Origin of the sequence: Streptomyces sp. MMG1533, assembly GCF_001279775.1 — a bacterium.
Lineage (GTDB): Bacteria > Actinomycetota > Actinomycetes > Streptomycetales > Streptomycetaceae > Streptomyces.
Genome location: NZ_LGDG01000020.1, coordinates 1 through 20147, shown reverse-complemented (window position 1 = coordinate 20147; position 20147 = coordinate 1). Strand labels below are relative to the sequence as shown.

Below are 20147 nucleotides of genomic sequence, written 5' to 3'. Positions count from 1 at the left end.
GTCGAGGCGGGTGGGGGAACGCACTCCTAACTCCAGGGGGAGCACCCCGCCGCCGCACCACACACGGCGCCGCGTGTGGGGGTGGGCGGGGCCCGCCCCCACACCCCGCCCCCGCCACATGCCAAAGGGCCGGGCCACCCTCAGGTGACCCGGCCCTTCAAGCCGCTACAGCGCCGCAGACACAGGCACCGTCACTTCTTACGACGCCGCCCGCCACGGGACTGCTTGCGCCGCTCCGCGCGCGTGAGTCCGTCGGACTCCGAACGGACCGGCTCGTCGTCATCGGCGAAGTCACCCTCGATGACGCCGCCCTCGCCGTCCACCGTCGGCGCGGAGAAGTGCAGTTCCCTGCGCTGCGGGACGTCGAGCCCCTTGGCGCGGATCTCGGGGCGCGCGCCCGCCTGCGCCGGCACCGCCTCCTGCTTGTCGAGAGACGGCTTGTCCTCGACCGGGACCTCCTCGACCTGCTGCTCGACCTGGACCTCCAGGTTGAACAGGTAGCCGACGGACTCCTCCTTGATGCCCTCCATCATGGCGGTGAACATGTCGAAGCCCTCACGCTGGTACTCGACCAGCGGGTCCTTCTGCGCCATCGCGCGCAGACCGATGCCCTCCTGGAGGTAGTCCATCTCGTAGAGGTGCTCGCGCCACTTTCGGTCCAGGACCGACAGCACGACCCGGCGCTCCAGCTCACGCATGATCTCGGAGCCGAGCTGCGTTTCACGCGACTCGTACTGCTCGTGGATGTCGTCCTTGATGGACTCGCCGATGAACTCGGCGGTCAGACCGGCCCGGTCGCCGGCCGCCTCCTCCAGCTCCTCGACGGTGACCTTCACCGGGTAGAGCTGCTTGAACGCGCCCCACAGCCGGTCGAGGTCCCAGTCCTCCGGGAAGCCCTCGGCGGTCTCGGCGGTGACGTACGCGTCGATCGTGTCGTCCATGAAGTGCTGCACCTGCTCGTGCAGGTCCTCACCCTCCAGGACGCGGCGGCGCTCGCCGTAGATGACCTCGCGCTGCCGGTTGAGGACCTCGTCGTACTTCAGGACGTTCTTACGGGTCTCGAAGTTCTGCTGCTCGACCTGCGACTGCGCGGACGCGATCGCACGCGTGACCATCTTGTTCTCGATCGGCACGTCGTCCGGGACGTTCGCCATCGACATCACGCGCTCGACCATCTGGGCCTTGAACAGGCGCATCAGGTCATCGCCCAGGGAGAGGTAGAAGCGGGACTCGCCCGGGTCGCCCTGACGCCCGGAACGGCCGCGCAGCTGGTTGTCGATACGCCGCGACTCGTGCCGCTCGGTGCCGAGGACGTAGAGCCCGCCGAGGTCCTTGACCTCCTCGAACTCCGCCTTGACGGCCTTCTCGGCCTTCTCCAGGGCGTTGGGCAGGGCCGCGGCCCATTCCTCGATGTGCTCCTCGGGGTCGAGGCCGCGCTGGCGCAGCTCCGCCTCGGCGAGGTCGTCGGGGTTGCCGCCGAGCTTGATGTCGGTACCACGGCCGGCCATGTTGGTGGCGACCGTGACGGCGCCCTTGCGGCCTGCCTGGGCGACGATCGTGGCCTCACGGTCGTGCTGCTTCGCGTTCAGCACCTCGTGCTGGATGCCGCGCTTGGAGAGCTGCTGCGAGAGGTACTCGGACTTCTCGACCGACGTCGTACCGACGAGGATCGGCTGGCCCTTCTCGTGCTTCTCGGCGATGTCGTCGACGACCGCCTCGAACTTCGCGACCTCGGTGCGGTAGATCAGGTCGGACTGGTCCATGCGGACCATGGGCCGGTTGGTCGGGATCGGGACGACGCCGAGCTTGTAGATCTGGTGGAACTCGGCGGCCTCGGTCATCGCCGTACCGGTCATGCCGCAGAGGCCGGCCATTTCCTTGCCGTCGTGGTCGTGGCGCTTGTAGAGGCGGAAGAAGTTCTGGAGGGTGATCGTGGCGAGCGTCTGGTTCTCGTCCTTGATGTCCACCCCTTCCTTCGCCTCGATCGCCTGGTGCATGCCCTCGTTGTAGCGGCGGCCGGCGAGGATACGGCCGGTGTGCTCGTCGACGATCATGACCTCGCCGTCGATGACGACGTAGTCCTTGTCCGCCTTGAAGAGCTCCTTGGCCTTGATGGCGTTGTTCAGGTAGCCCACCAGCGGGGTGTTCACCGACTCGTAGAGGTTGTCGATGCCCAGCCAGTCCTCGACCTTCGCGACACCGGACTCGTGGATGGCGACCGTGCGCTTCTTCTCGTCGACGTCGTAGTCGCCCGTCTCCTCGAGGCCCTTGAGGGGGTTGCCGGCCTCGCCCTTCTTCAGCCGGGTGACCAGCTTGGCGAAATCGCCGTACCACTTGGTGGCCTGGTCGGCCGGGCCGGAGATGATCAGCGGCGTACGGGCCTCGTCGACGAGGATGGAGTCGACCTCGTCGACGATGGCGAAGTTGTGGCCGCGCTGGACGAGTTCGTCCTTGGACCACGCCATGTTGTCGCGCAGGTAGTCGAAGCCGAACTCGTTGTTCGTGCCGTAGGTGATGTCGCACCGGTACTGCTCGCGGCGCTGGGCCGGCGTCATGTTGGCGAGGATGCAGCCGACGTCCAGGCCCAGGAACTTGTGGACGCGGCCCATCATCTCGGAGTCGCGCTCGGCCAGGTAGTCGTTGACCGTGATCAGGTGAACGCCTTCTCCGGAGAGGGCGTTCAGATAGGCGGGCAGGGTGCCGACCAGGGTCTTGCCCTCACCGGTCTTCATCTCGGCGACATAGCCGAGGTGGAGGGCGGCGCCACCCATCATCTGGACGTCGTAGTGCCGCTGCCCGAGGACGCGCTTGGCGGCCTCGCGCACGGTCGCGAATGCCTCGGGAAGCAGGTCGTCCAGGCTCTCACCATCAGCGTAGCGCTGCTTGTACTCATCGGTGAGGGCCCGCAGCTCGGCGTCGGAGAGGTCGACGAAGTCCTCTTCGATGGAGTTGACCTGGTCCGCGATGCGGTGCAGCTTGCGCAGGATCTTGCCTTCGCCTGCACGCATGATCTTGGAGAGGACGGACACGGGGGTTGGTCTCCTTGCCGGTCGGGCCTGGGACGGTCGGTTTCCATTGGACTACTGAGCAACGGCCATCGTATGCGAGGACCCCGCCACGCCGGGAGGCCTGCCGGGGGGCTGACCGCCCACTGCTTCACATCTCTTCAAAAGGACAACGCCCGGGCCCCGCGGATGGTGCCGCGCCGCTCCGACGAATTGCGTGAATTGTGATCACCCGCTCACGCACGGCAAAGAGATGGTGTCGCTGCCCGACGCCGAGCAGAATCGGCCGATGGACCCCGTCACGCTCACCACCGACCGTCTCCTGCTGCGCACGGTCGACCCGCAGGACACCGACGCCGTGTACGCGGCCGCCCAGGACCCCGACATCCGGCGCTGGACCTCGATCCCCTCGCCCTACCTCCCCGAACACGCCCAAAGCTTCACGGAGCAACTGGTCCACGAGGGCTGGTCGGACGGTTCGATGCTCACCTGGGGCATCTTCCTCCCCGAAGGGGAGGACCTGGTGGGCATGCTCAGTCTCACGATGCGCTCCCTGAGCGCGGCCGAGATCGGTTTCTGGGGCACGAAGGAGCACCGCGGCAACGGCTACGTCACCGAAGCCGCCCGGGCAGCCGTCCGCTGGGCCTTCACCCACCTGTCGATCGACCGTGTGGAATGGCGCGCGGAGGTCGGCAACGAGCCCTCCCGCGCGGTGGCGGAACGCGCCGGCTTCACCTTCGAGGGCACCCTGCGCTCCGCGATCATCCACCAGGGCGTACGCCGGGACAGCTGGGTGGGTTCGCTGCTGCCGTCGGACCTGGACCTGCCGTCGACGGCGCCGTATCTGCCGGCGCCGTCACGGTCGTAGCGGCGAAGTCGCAGCTCACCCCGCATTGTCAGTGCCACCCCCTATCGTGCGGCCCATGACGACCCCGCGCCCGAGCACCACCCTCTCGGCAGACGAAGCCCGCCGTATCGCCCTCCGGGCCCAAGGCTTCCTTGGCGCCCCGGACCGCCGCTCAGGCGTCCGCGGCATCCTCCGCCACCTGGGCGCGGTCCAGCTCGACACCATCTCGGTCCTCGCCCGCTCCCACGAGCTCATCCCGTACGCCCGCCTCGGCGCCATGGGCCGCAAGACGGTCGAGAACGCCTACTGGGCCGACACCCACGCCTTCGAGTACTGGTCGCACGCGGCGTGCATCCTCCCCATCGAGGAGTGGCCCCACTTCGCCTTCCGCCGCCGCGCCTACCGCAACCGCCCGCACTGGAACCACGCACTCCCCGACGGCACCTACGACCAGGTCATCAAACAGCTCCGCGCCGAAGGACCCCTCACCGCCACGGATTTGGGCGGCGCGAAGAAGACCAGCGAGTGGTGGGACTGGTCCGGCACCAAGGTGGCCGTCGAGCGCGCCCTCATGTACGGCGAGGTGGTGTGCGTCGAACGCCGCGGCTGGAAGCGCGTGTACGACCTCGCCGAACGCGCCGTCCCGGACACCCTGCTGCACGACGACCTGGACGACCCCGAGTGCCTGCGCCGTCTGGTCCGCCTCGCAGGTCAGTCCCTGGGCGTAGGCACGCGCGCGGACATCGCCGACTACCACCGCCTCAAGGCGGAGCAGGTCGACGCGGTGATCGCCGACTCGGGCCTGGTCCCGGTCACGGTCGAGGGCTGGGGCAAGCCCGCCTGGGCCGACCCGGCGGCCCTGGAGACACCCCCGCGCGGCCGCCACCGCACCACGCTCCTGTCCCCCTTCGACTCCCTCATCTGGGAACGGGCGCGCACGGAGCGGATCTTCGGCTTCACCCACCGCCTGGAGGCCTACGTCCCCAAGCAGAAGCGGGTGTACGGCTATTTCGCGATGCCGGTGCTGGCCGGCGGCCACCTGGTCGGCCGCGTCGACCCGGCCCGCGAGGGCAGCACCCTGGTCGCCAGGCAGGTCACCCTGGACGGCCCGAAGGCGGTCCCGGCGGTCGCACAGGCCCTGGTCGAGGCGGCAAGCTGGGTGAACTGCACGAACGTACGAGTGGAACGGGTGGACGCACCGGAACTGCGCGAGCCCCTCGCGAGGGAACTCACCCGCACGACCCTCTGACTCCCCCGACTCCCCGGCCCCCTACCGGATTTCGAGGATCTTCTCCCGCATCGCGTACACCACCGCCTCCATCCTGGAGTGCAGCTGCAGCTTCTCCAGGATGTTGCGCACATGGTTCTTCACGGTGTTCTCCGAGATGAACAACTCCTTGGCGATATCCCGGTTGTTCATCCCCGTGGCGACCAGCTTCAGCACCTCCAGCTCACGGTCCGTGAGCCGAGGCGCCGGCACAAGGCGGCGCTCGTCGGTCCGCTGGATCATCGACTTGAACTCGGTGAGCAGTTTCGACGCCATGGAAGGGCTGATCTGCGACTGCCCGTCGGCCACCGCGCGAATGGCGGTGGCCACCTCGTCCGTGGAGATCTCCTTGAGGAGATATCCGGTCGCGCCCGCCTTGATCGCTTCGTAGAGGTCGGCCTCCTCGTCGCTGATCGTCAGCATGATGATCTTGGCGCTGGGGGCGACCTCCTTGATGGAGGTGCAGGCCTCGATCCCGCCGCGCTTGGGCATCCGTACGTCCATCAGCACGATGTCCGGCAGCAGGTCGGCGGCCTTGTCGACAGCCTCCGCGCCGTCGCCTGCCTCTCCCACGACCTGGATGTCCTCCTCGGCCGCGAGCACGATCTCCAGACCACGGCGGAAGAGGGCATGGTCGTCCACGACCAGGACACGGATCGGCTCCTTGCGTGGAGAGCCCGCGTCCGGGCCCGTGGCGACGACGCCCTCCCCGGCGTCCTCGTCCTGCATCGGTCCGAAGCTGTCCGCCATCGTTCCTCCCCCTGAAGGCTGTGGCCTGTGGTTCTGTGCCATCGCCAACCCAAGGCAACGGCCCAGCGGTTGGGCCGGTGCGGCCATGATTTCATGCCCGGACGACACTGCGGTGACAGAGCGGGGCGCGAAGTGGTCGCACACCGGTGCCCCTGGGGGCGCACACGCGCACCAGGGGCACCGGCTCAGCTGTCCGCCGGGTGATCAGCCGCCCAGCGTGCCACCCGCCGCGGGGGCATGCGCCTGGGCGACCATCGGGTCCGTGCTGAGGTGGATGACGCCGTAGTCGTAGGCGTGCCGTCGGTAGACGACACTCGGTTCCTTGGTCTCGGAGTCGATGAACAGGTAGAAGTCGTGCCCGACCAGTTCCATCTCGTAGAGGGCCTGGTCGAGGGTCATCGGGGAGGCGACATGGGTCTTCTCGCGGACGACGAGGGGGCCGTCACCCTTCACTTCCAGCGAGCCGATCTTCTTGGTGGGCACGCCGTCCGGCTCTTCGTCGTGGACGGTGTGGCCGTTCCCGTTGAGCGTCGCCGCGCCCGGAACGTGGTCGGGGACCTCTGCCGCCGTGAGCCGACGTGCACCTCGGCGCGTGTGACGCTTGTCGTGCTGCTTGCGCAGCCGGGCGTCCAGCTTCTCCGCCGCCAGGTCGAGTGCCGCGTACGGGTCGCTGGCTGCCGCTTCCGCCCGGATCACGGGACCGCGGGAGCGGAGCGTGATCTCCACTCGGTCACAGCGGTCGGCCTGTCGGGGGTTGGGCTCCTTGGACACCTCGACGTCGAGGCTGATCACCTTGCCATCGAGCTTCTGGATCTTCTCCAGCTTCAGCTTCTCGGCCACGTGCTTGCGGAACCGCTCGGGCACCTCGGTCTTGCGGCCCTTGACGACGATGTCCACGCAGAACTCCGTTCCCGGATCGCTCCGCTTCGGTGCGGAGCATCTCCCTTTTGCACCAGGCTCCGGTGAGCCCCGGAACCTCGGACTCGGTGACTTCCACCTCCTCCCCCGCGGGCAAGATCTCCACTCCACCGGTGTGGGTGATAGTGAAAAACCCACGGCACGGCATTCGGATACGAGAGGTGTGGCCTGCGCCTTTCTCTCACAACCGAACATATCTCGCCCGGACGGATGTCGTCACCCTCTACTGCGGCGTACCTCCGTTCAGGTGAATTGACCCTCTCATTACCTGCAACGATGCAAGTTCGCAGTCAGTTCCGGTTTATTTCGAAAGTATCCGGCGTGGCAGCGACCACGGCCGCGCAGATCACGTCACCGCCGGCGTCGGCGCCCGCCATTCCCGACGGGGCGGCCACCCGGCCCGTCTCCTCCTCCGTCGCGCCACCCATCCGTTCCCCTCTGCCTTCCCGAGCTACCGCGCCATACACCGCCGTTGCACCCTCTCCACACACATCCGCCCCACTCGCCCACCAGGACGCACCACCGCCGGACGTCGCCGCGCCCCCGCCCGACGCCGCCCCCTGCGCCGACGCCGCCCGCACCGCACGCGCCGCCTCCGTCAGGGACGCGCCCGTAGTCATCAGGTCGTCGACGAGCACGACCGGACCGCCGCACAGCAGCCGCCCGCCTCCGGGAACCACCACCAGCGCACCGGCGAGATTCTCCAGCCGCTGCCGTGAGTTGAGCCCCGCCTGGTCTGCCACGGCACGCCTCTGCCGCAGTACGGACGCCACCCGCGCCGGCGTCCCCGCCCGCCGCAGCTCCCCGGCCGCCGCAAGCGCGATCCGCCGCGCCGGATCATGCCCTCGCGCCCGAACCACCCCACGCGAGGACGGCACCGGAACAAGCGACACGGCCCCGCCGACCCTGCCCACACCCTCCAGGCCCTCAGCCGGTCCCCAGGCCTCCCGCAGCCCCGCCCGCACAGCTCCCGCCAGGGCCGTACCGAGCGGTGCCGACAGCGCCAGCGCACCCCGTTCCTTGTGGGCCAGCAGCACGGCCCGCACCTCGTCCGCGTACCGGGCCACCGCGTGCACGACCGGCAGACCCGGCGGCTCCGGCACTGGTCGCACCCGGCGCGGTACGGCCCCGCTCAGGACGGCACGGCACTCCGGACAGAGCACCGTGCGAGGCCTCCCGCAGCCTCCGCACTCGGCCGGCAGCACCAGATCGGTGAGGTCCTGCCACCACCCCCGCATGCCCACCACTGTGCCAACGCCGACGCCACCCTGCCACCCCTGTGGACAACGCCCTGTGGATAACTCGACGAGCCGGTGCAGACAGCCGTGACCGCCACGAACCCGCCGCTCTCCCGCAGCGAAAACGCCTGCCCTCACCCCCGAACGACAACGACTGCCCCCGCCGGAGCAACCCCGGCGGAGACAGTCGCCTCACCTCACCAGCGGACCGACGCTCACCCCGGGTAAACCGGCGCCGTCCCGTCCGTGTACACCTTCTGCCACTGCGTCCCGGACGGCAGCCGTACGATCCCGTCCTCCGAGTACGCCACCAACGGCAACCCGTCGTCCTCGGACGAGGCGATCTCCTTCACACCCGTCAGGGCCGCCGGCCCGGGCCCCTCCGGCGTGGAACCGTCGACCTGGACGTACCGCATCTGCTGCACGCCGCCCTGCTCGCGCCCGACCACCACGAGCCGGCTGTCACCGGCCCACGACATGGTCGTGAGCTCCTCCATCTCCGGTGTCGCGGAACGCAGTTCGTGAACGGAGGGCGCCTCCCCGGCCTTCTCGCCCCGCTCGATCCGCCCGACGAACAGGGACTGCTTGCCGTCCTTCTCCACGACGAGCGCGATGCGCACCCCGTCGGCGGCCACCCGGATGTCCTTGATGCGTCCGTCCAGCCCCGGCATGTCCACCGTCAGCGGCTTACCCGCGCCCTCCTCCAGCAACAGCAGCCGCGGGTCGTCCAGGTCGCGGTCGGCCACCCACAGGTCGCCCTCCGCATCCCAACTGGGCGCGGTCAGCCGGTCGTTCGCCGTCGCGCCCTTGCTGGTCAGCACGGGCTCCCCGAGCGACCCGCCCGACACGAGCGAACCTACGTACAGCGCCTTGCCGTCGATGCCGACCCCGGCCGCGCTGTGCTCGTCGCGTGACACGGCGACCGACCGCAGTTCCTTGTCGCCCTCGCCCAGCGCTCCCGGCACCGGATCCGGGTTCGTACTGTCGTTGTCCGCCGGCAGCCGCACGAGCCGGTGCTCGCCGTCGAGGAAGTACAGGTACCCGGGGCTCCGCACCGAGCCGCGCGCTGCGACGGCATCGGCCCCGCCCTCCTTGAGCCCGCACAACTGCTTGCCGCCCGCCTGCAGTTCGACCTCGTCCACCGCGGGGGTGAGGTTCTGCAGGGTGAACAGAAGCTGGGCCGCCATCTCCTCGCACTTGGCCGAACCGACCCGCGCCGCCCGGTCGTTGAGCGGCACAGTCAGCTTGCTCTGGTCGTCCGGCGTCAGCGACGTGACGCCGCTCTTCAGCTTCGTACCGGTGGGAAAACTGGACCTGACGACGGGGTCGAGCCAGCTCGTGGGCCCGGTGAGCAGGGAACGCACCATCTGCGTCATGGGGTCGACGCGCTCACGCACGTACACGGGATCGGCGACGGCCACGGTCTCCGGACTCGTTCCGGCCGTCGTGTTCGAGCCGAAGTAGTACTTGTTGACGGACATGTAGTTGCGCTGGAAGTCCGACTTCCCCATGACGACGCCCTGCGGCAGCCCGTCGATGCGCCACTGCTTGGTCTTCCGGTCCCGTGTGAGGTACACCGACTGCCGGTAGTCCCCCTCCACGGGCGCGTACGACTGCTGCGCGTCCACCGTGGCGACCTTGTCGCCGGTGAGCGGGTACGAGACGACGTCGGCGTCCTCCCGGTCCGCGACCTGCTCGGACCCGACGGTCGCCCCGTCCGCGAGCACCGTGGTGGACAGCTCCGGCTGCCACTTCTTCGCGGCATCCGGGGTCAGGTACTTTTTCGCCGTCTCATACTGCGGATCATCGCTGGTCAGCGCCTCCAGGAAGCCCTGGACGATGTCCGAGGCGGACGCGTCCTCCTGGGGTGGCATCGCGAACACCCGCACCTGTGTGTCCTGACGCGGCGTGGACTCGACGCCGCGCAGGTCCCCGCTGTCGGGCATGGACGCACATCCCGCCAGCAGTACGACGCCACACGCGGCGTACACCGCCGCGCGCCCCGGCGTGCGCCTGGCGCCCCCCTCGCGGTCAGCGCCCACGAAATGCCTCCCCTTGCTCGTACGAGCCCTCCGAACCGGCGTCCGGGCGGCTCACGGCCTCACTCCGTGACCCGTCGGCCTCGCTGCTCCCCGCCCCGCTTCCTGCGGGAGTGTCGTCCTGCCGCCGCGCCCCCGAAGCGGGCCGGGGCACCACGCGCGCGCCGCTGCCGGGCAGCGCCGTCGGGTCGGCCGTGGGCGCCGCGGCGGACGGCCGGGCCGCGATCGGGCCCCGCGACGGCCCCTGGTCACCCGTCGGCTGGGCGGGCACGGTGGCGGTCTTCTCCCCGCCCCCACGGGGCAGACCGGCGTCGTCGAGGCCACGATGGCGCCGCGAGTCCTTGGGCTCCAGCGGTATCGGCGAGCCGCGCAGCGGCTCGTCCGCGGTCCGCGGCAGCGTCAGCCGGAACTGCGAGCCGCCGCCCGGCTCGCCCCACGCCTGCAGCCAGCCGCCGTGCAGCCGCGCGTCCTCCAGGGCGATGGACAGCCCCAGGCCCGTACCACCGGTGGTACGCGCGCGTGCCGGGTCCGCCCGCCAGAAGCGGCTGAAGACGCGGGTGGCCTCGCCGGGCTTGAGCCCGACGCCGTAGTCGCGCACCGCCACCGCCACCGCCCCGCCCGCCGCGGCGAGCTTGACGATCACGTCCTTGCCCTCGCCGTGCTCCACGGCGTTGACGACGAGGTTGCGCAGCACCCGCTCCACCCGCCGGGCGTCCGCCTCGGCCACGACGGGCTGCTGGTCGCCCACGACGCGTACCTGAGTGCCCTTGCGCTCGGCGAGCGGTTCGGCCCCGCTGACGACCCGCCGTACGACCTCACGCAGATCGATCGGCTCGGCCTCCAGGGCTGCCGCGCCCGCGTCGAAGCGGCTGATCTCCAGCAGGTCCGCGAGCAGCGTCTCGAAGCGGTCCAGCTGGTCGGCGAGCAACTCGGCCGACCGGGCGGTCACCGGGTCGAAGTCCACGCGCGCGTCGTGGATGACGTCGGCCGCCATCCGCACGGTCGTCAGCGGCGTACGCAGCTCGTGCGACACGTCCGACACGAACCTCCGCTGCATCCGCGACAGGTCCTCCAGCTGTTGGATCTTCAACTGCAGGTTCTGCGCCATCTTGTTGAAGGCCTCACCCAGCCGGGCGATGTCGTCCTCGCCGGTGACCTTCATCCGCTCCTGAAGCCGCCCTGCGGACAACCGCTCGGCGATCCCGGCCGCCATCCGCACCGGGGTGACGACCTGCCGCACCACGAGCCAGGCGATGGCCCCGAGGAGTACGACGACGAAGAGGCCGGCCGTCGCGAGCGTCCCCTTGACCAGGCTCAGCGACTTCTCCTCCTGGGTGAGCGGGAAGAGGTAGTACAGCTGGTACGGATCGCCGTTCGGGTCGTTGACCTGCTTGCCGATGACAAGGGCCGGCTGGGACTCCTTGTCGGCGTCGTAGACGATCCGGGTATAGCTCTGGGCGGCCGTCGGATTCTTGTCGATCCGCTCGCGCAGCGCCTCGGGCACGCTGGACGACGCGACGACGTTGCCGGAAGCGCGCGGACCGCGCCCGCTGCCGCTGTCGTTGCCGGCCGGGAGCGTCACCACGTCGAAGGCGCCCTGGCCGCCGCTGGACAGGGACTCCACCAGGTCGCTCATCCACTGGATGACGTTCTGTGCGGGACGGCCGTCCACCGTGGTGCTTTCGTCGCCGGTGCCGCTCGCCGCCTCGTCGGCCTTCTGGTTGGCCACCGCGAAGCCGCCGGTGGCCTGGCTCTGCGAGGCCTTCACCTTGGCGTCCAGCAGGCCGTTGCGCACCTGTCCGATGACGACGAAACCGAGCAGCAGAACGACACCCAGCGACATCAGCAGGGTCGTGACGACGACCTTGAGCTGGATGTTGCGCCGCCACAGCCGCATGACGGGCAGCAGCGGCCGACGCACCCAGCGCACGAAAAGGCGCAGGACCGGGCTGCCCTGCACGCCGCCCTGCAGCAACCCGCCGTCGAAGAAGCGGCCCCAGCGGGAGCCTGCCGTCTTCCGGCCGACAGGCCGCCCCGCGCTGGCCCCGGACCTGCCGGGCGCCGGAGCGGCACTGTCACCGGGCATGTCAGCTCGGTCCCGCCTTGTAACCGACGCCACGGACGGTCACCACGATCTCCGGCCGCTCCGGGTCCTTCTCGACCTTGGAGCGCAGCCGCTGCACATGCACGTTGACCAGGCGGGTGTCGGCCGCGTGCCGGTAACCCCACACCTGCTCGAGCAGCACCTCACGCGTGAACACCTGCCACGGCTTGCGTGCGAGCGCCACGAGCAGGTCGAACTCCAGCGGCGTCAGCGCGATCGACTGCCCGTCCCGCTTCACGGAGTGCCCTGCCACGTCGATGACCAGGTCACCGATGGCGAGCTGCTCGGGCGCCGGCTCCTCGGACCTCCTGAGCCGCGCCCGGATGCGGGCAACGAGCTCCTTCGGCTTGAACGGCTTCACGATGTAGTCGTCGGCACCCGACTCGAGGCCCACGACGACGTCGACGGTGTCGCTCTTCGCCGTGAGCATCACGATCGGCACCCCGGACTCCGCCCTGATCAGGCGGCACACCTCGATACCGTCCCGCCCGGGCAGCATCAGATCCAGCAGCACCAGATCGGGCTTGGACTCACGGAAAGCGGCCAGCGCCTTGTCGCCGTCGGCTACGAAAGACGGCTCAAAACCTTCACCACGCAGCACAATCCCGAGCATCTCGGCCAGTGCGGTGTCGTCGTCGACGACAAGGACTCGTCCCTTCATAAACGACATCATCCCATTCTCGTAACAGTGACCGGGGCGCTGGTGAGAGAGGTCACTGGCCTGTGACGATAGTCGTACGGCGTCGCTACTGTCTGCCCTCGCCGACTGGTGTTGATGTCCCCGAGGATGCCAGGCGGGGCCGGACGCGGCAGCCAGGGGTGCCACGCCCGGCAAACCCGAGGCGGATTCCCTCAGCCGATCGTCACCTGCCGCGCCCTCTCACACAGCTCAGCAAGCGCCTCAGCCGTCACCGGCGAAACGACACCCTCCTCGGTGACGATCGCCGTCACCAGCTCGGGCGGCGTCACATCGAACGCCGGGTTGTACGCCTGAGTCCCCAGCGGCGCCACCGGGACCCCACCGCCCGCCTCCGCTCCCGCCACCGGCACCTGGGGCGCTGTGATCTCGGTCACCTCATGGCCAGGACGCTGCTCGACCTCGATCGACGCTCCGTCCGGCGTGTCCGCATCCACCGTCGTCACCGGCGCCACCACGATGAACGGCACATGGTGGTACCGCGCCAACACCGCGAGCGGATAACTCCCCACCTTGTTCGCCACCGACCCGTCCGCCGCGATGCGGTCCGCCCCGATCAGCACCGCGTCCACCTCCCCGGCCGCGAACAGCGAACCCGCCGCGTTGTCGGTCAGCAAGGTGTACGCCATACCGCTGCGCGCCGCCTCGTACGCCGTCAGCCGAGCTCCCTGCAGCAACGGGCGCGTCTCGTCCACCCACAGCCGCCGAAGCTGCCCCGCCCGGTGTGCCGCGAGCGCCACCGCGAACGCCGTCCCCTCACCGCCGGACACCAGCGACCCGGTGTTGCAGTGGGTCAGGATCCGGTGCCCGCCGCCAGGCAGCAGCTCGTCCAGCAGCGCCAGCCCCCGCTCTGCCATCCGGCCACTGGCCTCGGCGTCCTCCTGGTGCAGCCGGCGCGCCGCGGCCAGCGCCGCGTCGGCGGCCTGCCGGGCGTCACCGCCCTTGGCGAGCTCCGCCCGGTACGCGGACTCGGCCCTGCGCACCCCGACGGCGAGGTTCACCGCCGTGGGGCGGGCACCCGCCAGGGCGTTCGCCGCGTCGTCCACGTCGAACCCACGCACGGCGGCGAGCGCGACGCCGTACGCCCCCGCGATGCCGAGCAACGGCGCCCCGCGCACGGCGAGCGAACGGATCGCCTCCACCAGCGCCGACGCATCCGTACAAACGAGTTCGACCTCCTCGGCCGGCAGTCTCGTCTGGTCGAGAAGCACCAGTACGGGGCCTTCGGGTGGCTCTTCCCAACGGATCGCCGGTATCTCGGTGGGCCTGCTGTCCTCGCCGGTTTGCGCGTACTGATCAGCCATGCGGTCAGTCTGCCCCTTATCCCGCGGACAATTGAAGGTGGCCGGCCCATACCGCGGCTGGTCCGTCGACGACCACCCCATGGCACGATGGCTGCCAACCTGCCGCCGCGACCGCGGACGGGCACCGTGAAGGAGCGACGATGAAGGACACTCCGGGCTGGGCGTCGCCCGGATCCGCCCCCTCCGACGGGCACGAGCCCGGCGCGTCCGGCCCCGCCGACCGGCCCGACGCCGCGAATCCTGCGGAGCAGCCGGGAACGGACCCGCAGAGCCCCGGCTCGAAGTGGTCCAAGGAGCAGCCTCCGTCCGGCCAGTGGTCCGCGCCCACCGGCCACCCGGCTCCCGGCCAGACGCCGCCACCCCCACCGCCCGGCCCGGGCTGGGGCGCCCAACCCCCCGCCGGCCCCGGCGGACACGGAGGCTACGGCCCTCCCGGCGGCGGCGGATACGGAGGCTGGGGCGGCGGATACGGCACTCCCGGGTACAGCGGCTGGGGCGGCCCGCCGCCCGCGGCCAAGCCCGGCGTGATCCCCCTCCGCCCCCTCGGCGTGGGCGAAATCCTCGACGGCGCGGTCTCCACCATGCGCACCTACTGGCGCACGGTCTTGGGCATCTCGCTGACCGTCGCGGTCGTCACGGAGATCGTGGTCATCCTGCTCCAGGGGCTCGTCCTCAAGGACACCACCGACGCCGAGGCCCTCAACGACCCGAGCGCCACGCTCGACGAAGTGACCCGCGCCATGGGCGGCGCCATGCTCGGCAGCGTTGTCGTCTTCGCGATCACCCTGATCGGCACGGTCATCGCGACCGCCCTGCTCACCACCGTCACCAGCCGCGCGGTGCTCGGCCGCCCCGTCACCACCGGCGAGGCCTGGCGCGACGCCCGCCCCCAGGTGCTGAAGCTGCTGGGCCTGATCCTCCTGCTGATGCTCATCGCCGTCGGAATCGTCCTCGTGGGCGTGCTGCCCGGCATCCTCGTGGCCGTCTCGGGCGAGGCCGGGGCAGGCGCTGCGGTCGCGGTCCTCGGCGGCCTCGGCGCCGGCGTCGTCGCCGTATGGCTGATGATGCGCTTCTCCCTGGCCTCGCCCGCGCTGATGCTGGAGAAGCAGGGCATCGTGAAGTCGATGAGCCGCTCCGCGAAGCTGGTCCGCGGCTCCTGGTGGCGGGTGTTCGGCATCCAGCTCCTCGCGGGGATCATCGCGAACATCATGGCGGCGATCGTCGTCCTCCCCTTCACCTTCCTCGCCGCCGCGTTCAGCGGTGACGGCTTCACCGGCTTCATGGAGGGCACCGGCGATCTCGGCTGGACGTTCCTCATCATCAGCGGGATCGGCTCGGTGATCGGCTCCATGATCACGTTCCCGATCACGGCGGGCGTCACCGTGCTCCTCTACATCGACCAGCGCATCCGCCGCGAAGGCCTCGACCTCGAACTGGCCCGCGCCGCAGGCGTCCAGGGCTACGGCACCACCCCCGCACCCGGGAGCTGATGCGGTGAGCCTGGCGGGGGGAGTTCTCACAGCGGTACCGGCACTGCCGAACGCCGCCGACACGGCCGTACGCACCGCGCGCCGCGTCGGCGACACATCAGTACAGGCCCTGCTGCGCGTCCGCGGCACATCGGTGGGTGCCGTGCTGCCCGCCGACCACACATCCGTGCTGTGGCTCTCCCGCTCCAGCGACGAACCACCCCTGACGATCCCGCGCGACCCCGCGCGAGAGGCGGCCCGGCGCGAACTGTCCAAGCGGATGTACCACGAGAACGACCCCAGTTGGTTCCAGCGCGCCCTGGACGCCTTCTGGGACTGGGTCGACAAGCTGTTCAACACCGCCTCGGCCGCGACCCCCGGCGGAGCGCTCGGCCTGGTGGTCGTCATCGTGGCCGTCCTCGCGGTCCTGGGCGCCCTCTGGTGGCGCCTGGGCACCCCGCGCCGCGAACCCACGTCCTCCGCCGCACTGTTCGACGATCGCCCCCGCAGCGCCGCCGAGCACCGCGCGGCCGCCGAGGCCCACGCGACCCAGGGCCACTGGAGCCAGGCCGTCCAGGAGCACATGCGCGCCATCGTCCGCTCCCTCGAGGAACGCGCCCTTCTCGACGCCCGGCCCGGCCGAACCGCCGACGAGGCGGCCGCCGAGGCGGGTCGCGCACTGCCCTCGCAGGCAGACCGACTGCGCGCCGCCGCCCGGGACTTCGACGACGTGACATACGGCGGACGCGCGGGGACCGAGCAGTCGTACCACCGCATCGCCGAACTCGACCGCGACCTGGAGCGCACCAAGCCTCTGCTCGCGAGCAGCAGCCCCAGCACGGTCCACAGCGCGGCCCACGACACCCGCCGGGGAGCCGCCGAATGACCACCGAGGCCACGCTTCCGTCCACCTCGGCCTCGCCCACCGCACGCCAGGTGTGGACCCGCGCACGAGGCGTCGTCCTTGCTCTCGTGGTGCTGCTGGTGGCGGCCGTCGCGATCGCCGCCATCCGCTCCGACGCCCGGCACGGCACCCTCGATCCACGCTCCGCCGACCCCTACGGCAGCCGCGCCGTCGCCGAACTCCTCGCCGACCGGGGCGTCTCCACCCGCGTGGTCACCACCCTCGCCGAGGCGCACGCCGCGGCCGGCCCGGACACCACCCTCCTGGTCGCCGTCCCCGACCTCCTGACGCACGGCCAACAGAGCGAACTGCGCTCCGGGACCGCCGACTCCGGCGGCCGCACCGTCCTCGTCGCCCCCGGCAGCTTGTCCGTCGAACGACTCGCCCCCGGCGTCGTCGCCAGCCCCGCCACCAGCCTCGACTCGACACTCTCCCCCGACTGCACCCTGCCCGCCGCCCAGCGCGCGGGCGCCGCCGACACGGGCGGCATCCGCTACACCGCCACCCGGCCCGACGCCGACGAGTGCTACCCCAGCGAGCGCCTGGCCACCCTGGTGCGCGTCCCGGACACCTCCGGAGGCGGCGACACCGTCGCACTCGGCGCACCCGACATCCTCTACAACGACACCCTCGACGAGCAGGGCAACGCCTCGCTCGCCCTCCAACTCCTCGGCTCCCGCCCCCATCTGGTCTGGTACCTCCCCTCACTCTCCGACAGCGCCGCCACCGACCCGGACGACGAAAAGGGCTTCTTCGACCTGCTCCCGTCGGGCTGGCTCTGGGGCACACTGCAGCTCTTCATCGCCGCGGCCCTCGCCGCCCTCTGGCGGGCACGCCGACTCGGCCCTCTCGTGCCCGAAAAACTCCCCGTGGCGATCCGCGCCTCCGAAACCGTCGAAGGCCGCGCCCGCCTCTACCGCAAGGCCAACGCCCGAGACCGCGCGGCCACCGCTCTTCGCTCCACCACCCGCACTCGCCTCGCCCCCCTCGTAGGCGTCCCCGTCACCCAGGCGCACACGCCCGAAGTACTGCTCCCCGCCCTGTCCGCCCACCTCCACAGCCCTGGAGACGGACAGGCCATGCACTCTCTCCTCTTCGGCCCGCCGCCCAGCGACGACGCGGCCCTCGTCTCCCTCGCCGACCAACTCGACGCCCTCGAAAGAGAGGTACGCCGTCCATGATGGACCCGACCACTGACAACGCCGTGCACGCCGGGGATCCGGGCACCGCCCGAGCCGCCCTGGAAGCCCTGCGCGCCGAGATCGCCAAGGCCGTGGTCGGCCAGGACCCCGCCGTGACCGGTCTCGTCGTCGCCCTCCTCTGCCGCGGACACGTTCTCCTTGAAGGAGTCCCTGGAGTCGCCAAAACGTTGCTCGTCCGCGCCCTCGCATCCGCACTCGAACTCGACACCAAGCGCGTCCAGTTCACCCCCGACCTGATGCCGAGCGACGTGACGGGCTCCCTGGTCTACGACACCCGCAGCGCCGAGTTCTCCTTCCAGCCCGGCCCGGTCTTCACCAACCTCCTCCTGGCCGACGAGATCAACCGCACCCCGCCCAAAACCCAGTCGTCCCTCCTCGAAGCCATGGAGGAACGCCAGGTCACGGTCGACGGCACCCCCCGCCCGCTCCCCGACCCGTTCCTGGTCGCCGCGACCCAGAACCCGGTGGAGTACGAGGGCACCTACCCCCTCCCCGAAGCCCAGCTGGACCGGTTCCTCCTCAAGCTGACGATCCCGCTCCCCTCCCGCGAGGACGAGATCAACGTCCTCACCCGGCACGCCGAGGGCTTCAACCCGCGCGACCTGCACGCCGCCGGCGTACGCCCCGTCGCAGGCCCGGCCGACCTGGAAGCCGCCCGCGCCGCGGTCGCCAAGACGACGGTCTCCCCGGAAATCACCGCCTACGTGGTCGACATCTGCCGAGCCACCCGCGAATCGCCGTCCCTCACCCTCGGCGTCTCCCCGCGCGGTGCGACCGCCCTGCTCGCCACGGCCCGCGCCTGGGCCTGGCTGACCGGCCGCGACTACGTGACCCCCGACGACGTCAAGGCCCTCGCCCTCCCTACTCTCCGCCACCGCGTACAACTCCGCCCGGAGGCCGAAATGGAAGGCGTGACGGCCGACTCCGTCATCAACGCGATCCTCGCCCACGTCCCCGTCCCCCGCTGATGGCACTCACCGGACGCGCCGCGCTCCTCGCGGCCCTGGGCTCCCTCCCGGTCGGCATCTGGGAGCCCGGCTGGACAGGCATCCTCGCGGTCAACGCCCCCCTGGCCGTCGCCTGTGCCTGCGACTTCGCACTCGCGGCACCGGTACGACGCCTCGGCCTGACCCGCTCGGGCGACACGTCGGTCCGCCTGGGCGACACCGCCGACGTCACCCTCACCGTCACCAACCCGTCCCGCCGCCCACTCCGCGCCCACCTGCGCGACGCCTGGCCCCCCAGCGCCTGGCAGCCCGGTACAGAAGTGGCGGACTCCCGCCACCGTCTGACGGTCCCGGCCGGCGAACGCCGCCGCGTGACCACTCGTCTACGGCCGACCCGCCGAGGTGACCGCCAGTCCGACCGCGTCACGATCCGCTCGTACGGCCCCCTCGGCCTCTTCTCCCGCCAGGGCACCCACAAGATCCCCTGGACGGTACGCGTCCTGCCCCCGTTCACCAGCCGAAAGCACCTGCCCTCCAAGCTGGCCCGCCTGCGCGAACTGGACGGACGCACCAGTGTGCTCACCCGCGGCGAGGGCACGGAATTCGACAGCCTGCGCGAGTACGTCCCCGGCGACGACACCCGTTCCATCGACTGGCGCGCCACAGCCCGCCAGACCACGGTCGCCGTACGTACCTGGCGCCCCGAACGCGACCGCCACATCCTCCTGGTCCTTGACACCGGCCGCACGTCAGCGGGCCGTGTCGGCGACGCTCCCCGCCTGGACGCCTCCATGGACGCGGCACTGCTCCTGGCAGCCCTGGCATCCCGCGCCGGCGACCGCGTCGACCTGCTCGCATACGACCGTCGCGTACGTGCCCTCGTCCAGGGCCGTGCGGCAGGCGACGTGCTCCCGTCCCTGGTCAACGCCATGGCAACCCTGGAACCCAAGCTCGTCGAAACGGACTCGAGAGGTCTTACGGCAACGGCACTCAGGGCGGCCCCTCGACGCTCCCTGATCGTCCTGCTCACGACCCTCGACGCGGCCCCGGTCGAGGAGGGCCTGCTGCCCGTCCTCTCCCAGCTGACCCAGCGCCACACGATCCTGCTGGCATCGGTGGCCGACCCGCACATCGCCGGCATGGCCACGGCCCGCGGAAACACCGAGGCCGTCTACGAGGCCGCAGCCGCCGCCCAGGCCCAGGCCGAACGCCATCGCATCGCGGACCAACTCCGCCGTCATGGCGTCACGGTCGTGGATGCCACGCCTGATGACCTGGCCCCCGCACTGGCAGACGCATATCTGGCCCTGAAGGCCGCAGGGCGCCTATGACGTATCGCTGTGGGAGGGCGGGGGCGGCCGGCCCCCTGAACGGAAACACAAAAAAGGCCCACACCATAAGGTGTGGGCCTTTCTCAAAATTTGTTCGGCGGCGTCCTACTCTCCCACAGGGTCCC

15 protein-coding genes are annotated in these 20147 nt (G+C 70.6%); 7 read left to right on the top strand and 8 right to left on the bottom strand.

Features of this window, described 5'->3' with window-relative positions:
• Positions 1-191: 191 nt before the first annotated feature.
• On the bottom strand, positions 192-3029 hold the full coding sequence (secA, locus tag ADK57_RS05060) for a preprotein translocase subunit SecA (protein ID WP_053748117.1): 2838 nt from the start codon (positions 3027-3029) through the stop codon (positions 192-194).
• A gap of 265 nt (positions 3030-3294) precedes the next feature.
• Here secA and ADK57_RS05055 point away from each other — a divergent pair, with 265 nt between their 5' ends.
• Positions 3295-3873, top strand: coding sequence for a GNAT family N-acetyltransferase (locus ADK57_RS05055; RefSeq protein WP_053748118.1), 579 nt, complete (start codon positions 3295-3297; stop codon positions 3871-3873).
• A 55-nt stretch (positions 3874-3928) separates the two neighbouring features.
• Positions 3929-5101: a winged helix-turn-helix domain-containing protein gene (locus ADK57_RS05050; protein WP_053748116.1), complete on the top strand. Its 1173-nt coding sequence runs from the start codon at positions 3929-3931 to the stop codon at positions 5099-5101.
• Positions 5102-5122: 21 nt separating this feature from the next.
• Here ADK57_RS05050 and ADK57_RS05045 read toward each other — a convergent pair whose 3' ends face one another.
• The 7 genes from ADK57_RS05045 to mtnA all read right to left on the bottom strand — a co-directional run bounded on the left by ADK57_RS05045 (position 5123) and on the right by mtnA (position 14169).
• A complete protein-coding gene (locus tag ADK57_RS05045; protein WP_053748115.1) occupies positions 5123-5869 on the bottom strand; it encodes a response regulator in 747 nt (248 codons plus the stop codon).
• Between the two features lie 204 nt (positions 5870-6073).
• Entirely contained in the window at positions 6074-6766 is a 693-nt protein-coding gene (gene hpf, locus ADK57_RS05040; RefSeq protein WP_053748114.1) for a ribosome hibernation-promoting factor, HPF/YfiA family, read from the bottom strand.
• Between the two features lie 311 nt (positions 6767-7077).
• Positions 7078-8025: a ComF family protein gene (locus tag ADK57_RS05035; RefSeq protein ID WP_053748113.1), complete on the bottom strand. Its 948-nt coding sequence runs from the start codon at positions 8023-8025 to the stop codon at positions 7078-7080.
• 215 nt (positions 8026-8240) lie between these two features.
• Positions 8241-10067: an LpqB family beta-propeller domain-containing protein gene (locus tag ADK57_RS05030; RefSeq protein ID WP_053748112.1), complete on the bottom strand. Its 1827-nt coding sequence runs from the start codon at positions 10065-10067 to the stop codon at positions 8241-8243.
• Entirely contained in the window at positions 10057-12150 is a 2094-nt protein-coding gene (gene mtrB / locus ADK57_RS05025) for an MtrAB system histidine kinase MtrB (RefSeq protein ID WP_053748111.1), read from the bottom strand. The genes ADK57_RS05030 and mtrB overlap by 11 nt, the downstream gene beginning before the upstream one ends.
• 1 nt (position 12151) lies before the next feature.
• A complete protein-coding gene (mtrA, locus tag ADK57_RS05020) occupies positions 12152-12841 on the bottom strand; it encodes a two-component system response regulator MtrA (RefSeq protein ID WP_187284748.1) in 690 nt (229 codons plus the stop codon).
• Between the two features lie 179 nt (positions 12842-13020).
• Complete coding sequence (gene mtnA / locus ADK57_RS05015; protein ID WP_053748110.1) at positions 13021-14169, bottom strand: S-methyl-5-thioribose-1-phosphate isomerase; 1149 nt, start codon at positions 14167-14169, stop codon at positions 13021-13023.
• 140 nt (positions 14170-14309) lie between these two features.
• Between mtnA and ADK57_RS05010 the strand changes: the two genes are divergently transcribed.
• The 5 genes from ADK57_RS05010 to ADK57_RS04990 are packed head-to-tail and all read left to right on the top strand — an operon-like array spanning position 14310 to position 20022.
• Positions 14310-15659: a hypothetical protein gene (locus ADK57_RS05010; RefSeq protein WP_053748109.1), complete on the top strand. Its 1350-nt coding sequence runs from the start codon at positions 14310-14312 to the stop codon at positions 15657-15659.
• Positions 15660-15663: 4 nt separating this feature from the next.
• A complete protein-coding gene (locus ADK57_RS05005) occupies positions 15664-16524 on the top strand; it encodes a DUF4129 domain-containing protein (RefSeq protein WP_053748108.1) in 861 nt (286 codons plus the stop codon).
• Entirely contained in the window at positions 16521-17723 is a 1203-nt protein-coding gene (locus ADK57_RS05000; RefSeq protein ID WP_053748107.1) for a DUF4350 domain-containing protein, read from the top strand. The genes ADK57_RS05005 and ADK57_RS05000 overlap by 4 nt, the downstream gene beginning before the upstream one ends.
• Positions 17723-18712 carry an AAA family ATPase gene (locus tag ADK57_RS04995; RefSeq protein ID WP_107091478.1) on the top strand — a complete coding sequence of 330 codons (990 nt, stop codon included), beginning with the start codon at positions 17723-17725 and terminating at the stop codon, positions 18710-18712. The genes ADK57_RS05000 and ADK57_RS04995 overlap by 1 nt, the downstream gene beginning before the upstream one ends.
• The gene (locus tag ADK57_RS04990) at positions 18712-20022 is read left to right on the top strand and encodes a DUF58 domain-containing protein (RefSeq protein ID WP_053748105.1); all 1311 of its coding nucleotides are present in this window, start codon (positions 18712-18714) and stop codon (positions 20020-20022) included. Before ADK57_RS04995 ends, ADK57_RS04990 begins: the two co-directional genes overlap by 1 nt.
• Positions 20023-20147 lie beyond the last annotated feature (125 nt).

Excerpts from the sequence above, each read along its gene's own strand:
- ADK57_RS05055 (WP_053748118.1), top strand. The coding sequence starts at position 3,295 with ATGGACCCCGTCACGCTCACCACCGACCGTCTCCTGCTGCGCACGGTC.
- ADK57_RS05050 (WP_053748116.1), top strand. The coding sequence starts at position 3,929 with ATGACGACCCCGCGCCCGAGCACCACCCTCTCGGCAGACGAAGCCCGC.
- ADK57_RS05045 (WP_053748115.1), bottom strand. The coding sequence starts at position 5,869 with ATGGCGGACAGCTTCGGACCGATGCAGGACGAGGACGCCGGGGAGGGC.
- ADK57_RS05035 (WP_053748113.1), bottom strand. The coding sequence starts at position 8,025 with ATGCGGGGGTGGTGGCAGGACCTCACCGATCTGGTGCTGCCGGCCGAG.
- mtrB (WP_053748111.1), bottom strand. The coding sequence starts at position 12,150 with ATGCCCGGTGACAGTGCCGCTCCGGCGCCCGGCAGGTCCGGGGCCAGC.
- mtrA (WP_187284748.1), bottom strand. The coding sequence starts at position 12,841 with ATGATGTCGTTTATGAAGGGACGAGTCCTTGTCGTCGACGACGACACC.
- mtnA (WP_053748110.1), bottom strand. The coding sequence starts at position 14,169 with ATGGCTGATCAGTACGCGCAAACCGGCGAGGACAGCAGGCCCACCGAG.
- ADK57_RS05010 (WP_053748109.1), top strand. The coding sequence starts at position 14,310 with ATGAAGGACACTCCGGGCTGGGCGTCGCCCGGATCCGCCCCCTCCGAC.
- ADK57_RS05000 (WP_053748107.1), top strand. The coding sequence starts at position 16,521 with ATGACCACCGAGGCCACGCTTCCGTCCACCTCGGCCTCGCCCACCGCA.
- ADK57_RS04995 (WP_107091478.1), top strand. The coding sequence starts at position 17,723 with ATGGACCCGACCACTGACAACGCCGTGCACGCCGGGGATCCGGGCACC.
- ADK57_RS04990 (WP_053748105.1), top strand. The coding sequence starts at position 18,712 with ATGGCACTCACCGGACGCGCCGCGCTCCTCGCGGCCCTGGGCTCCCTC.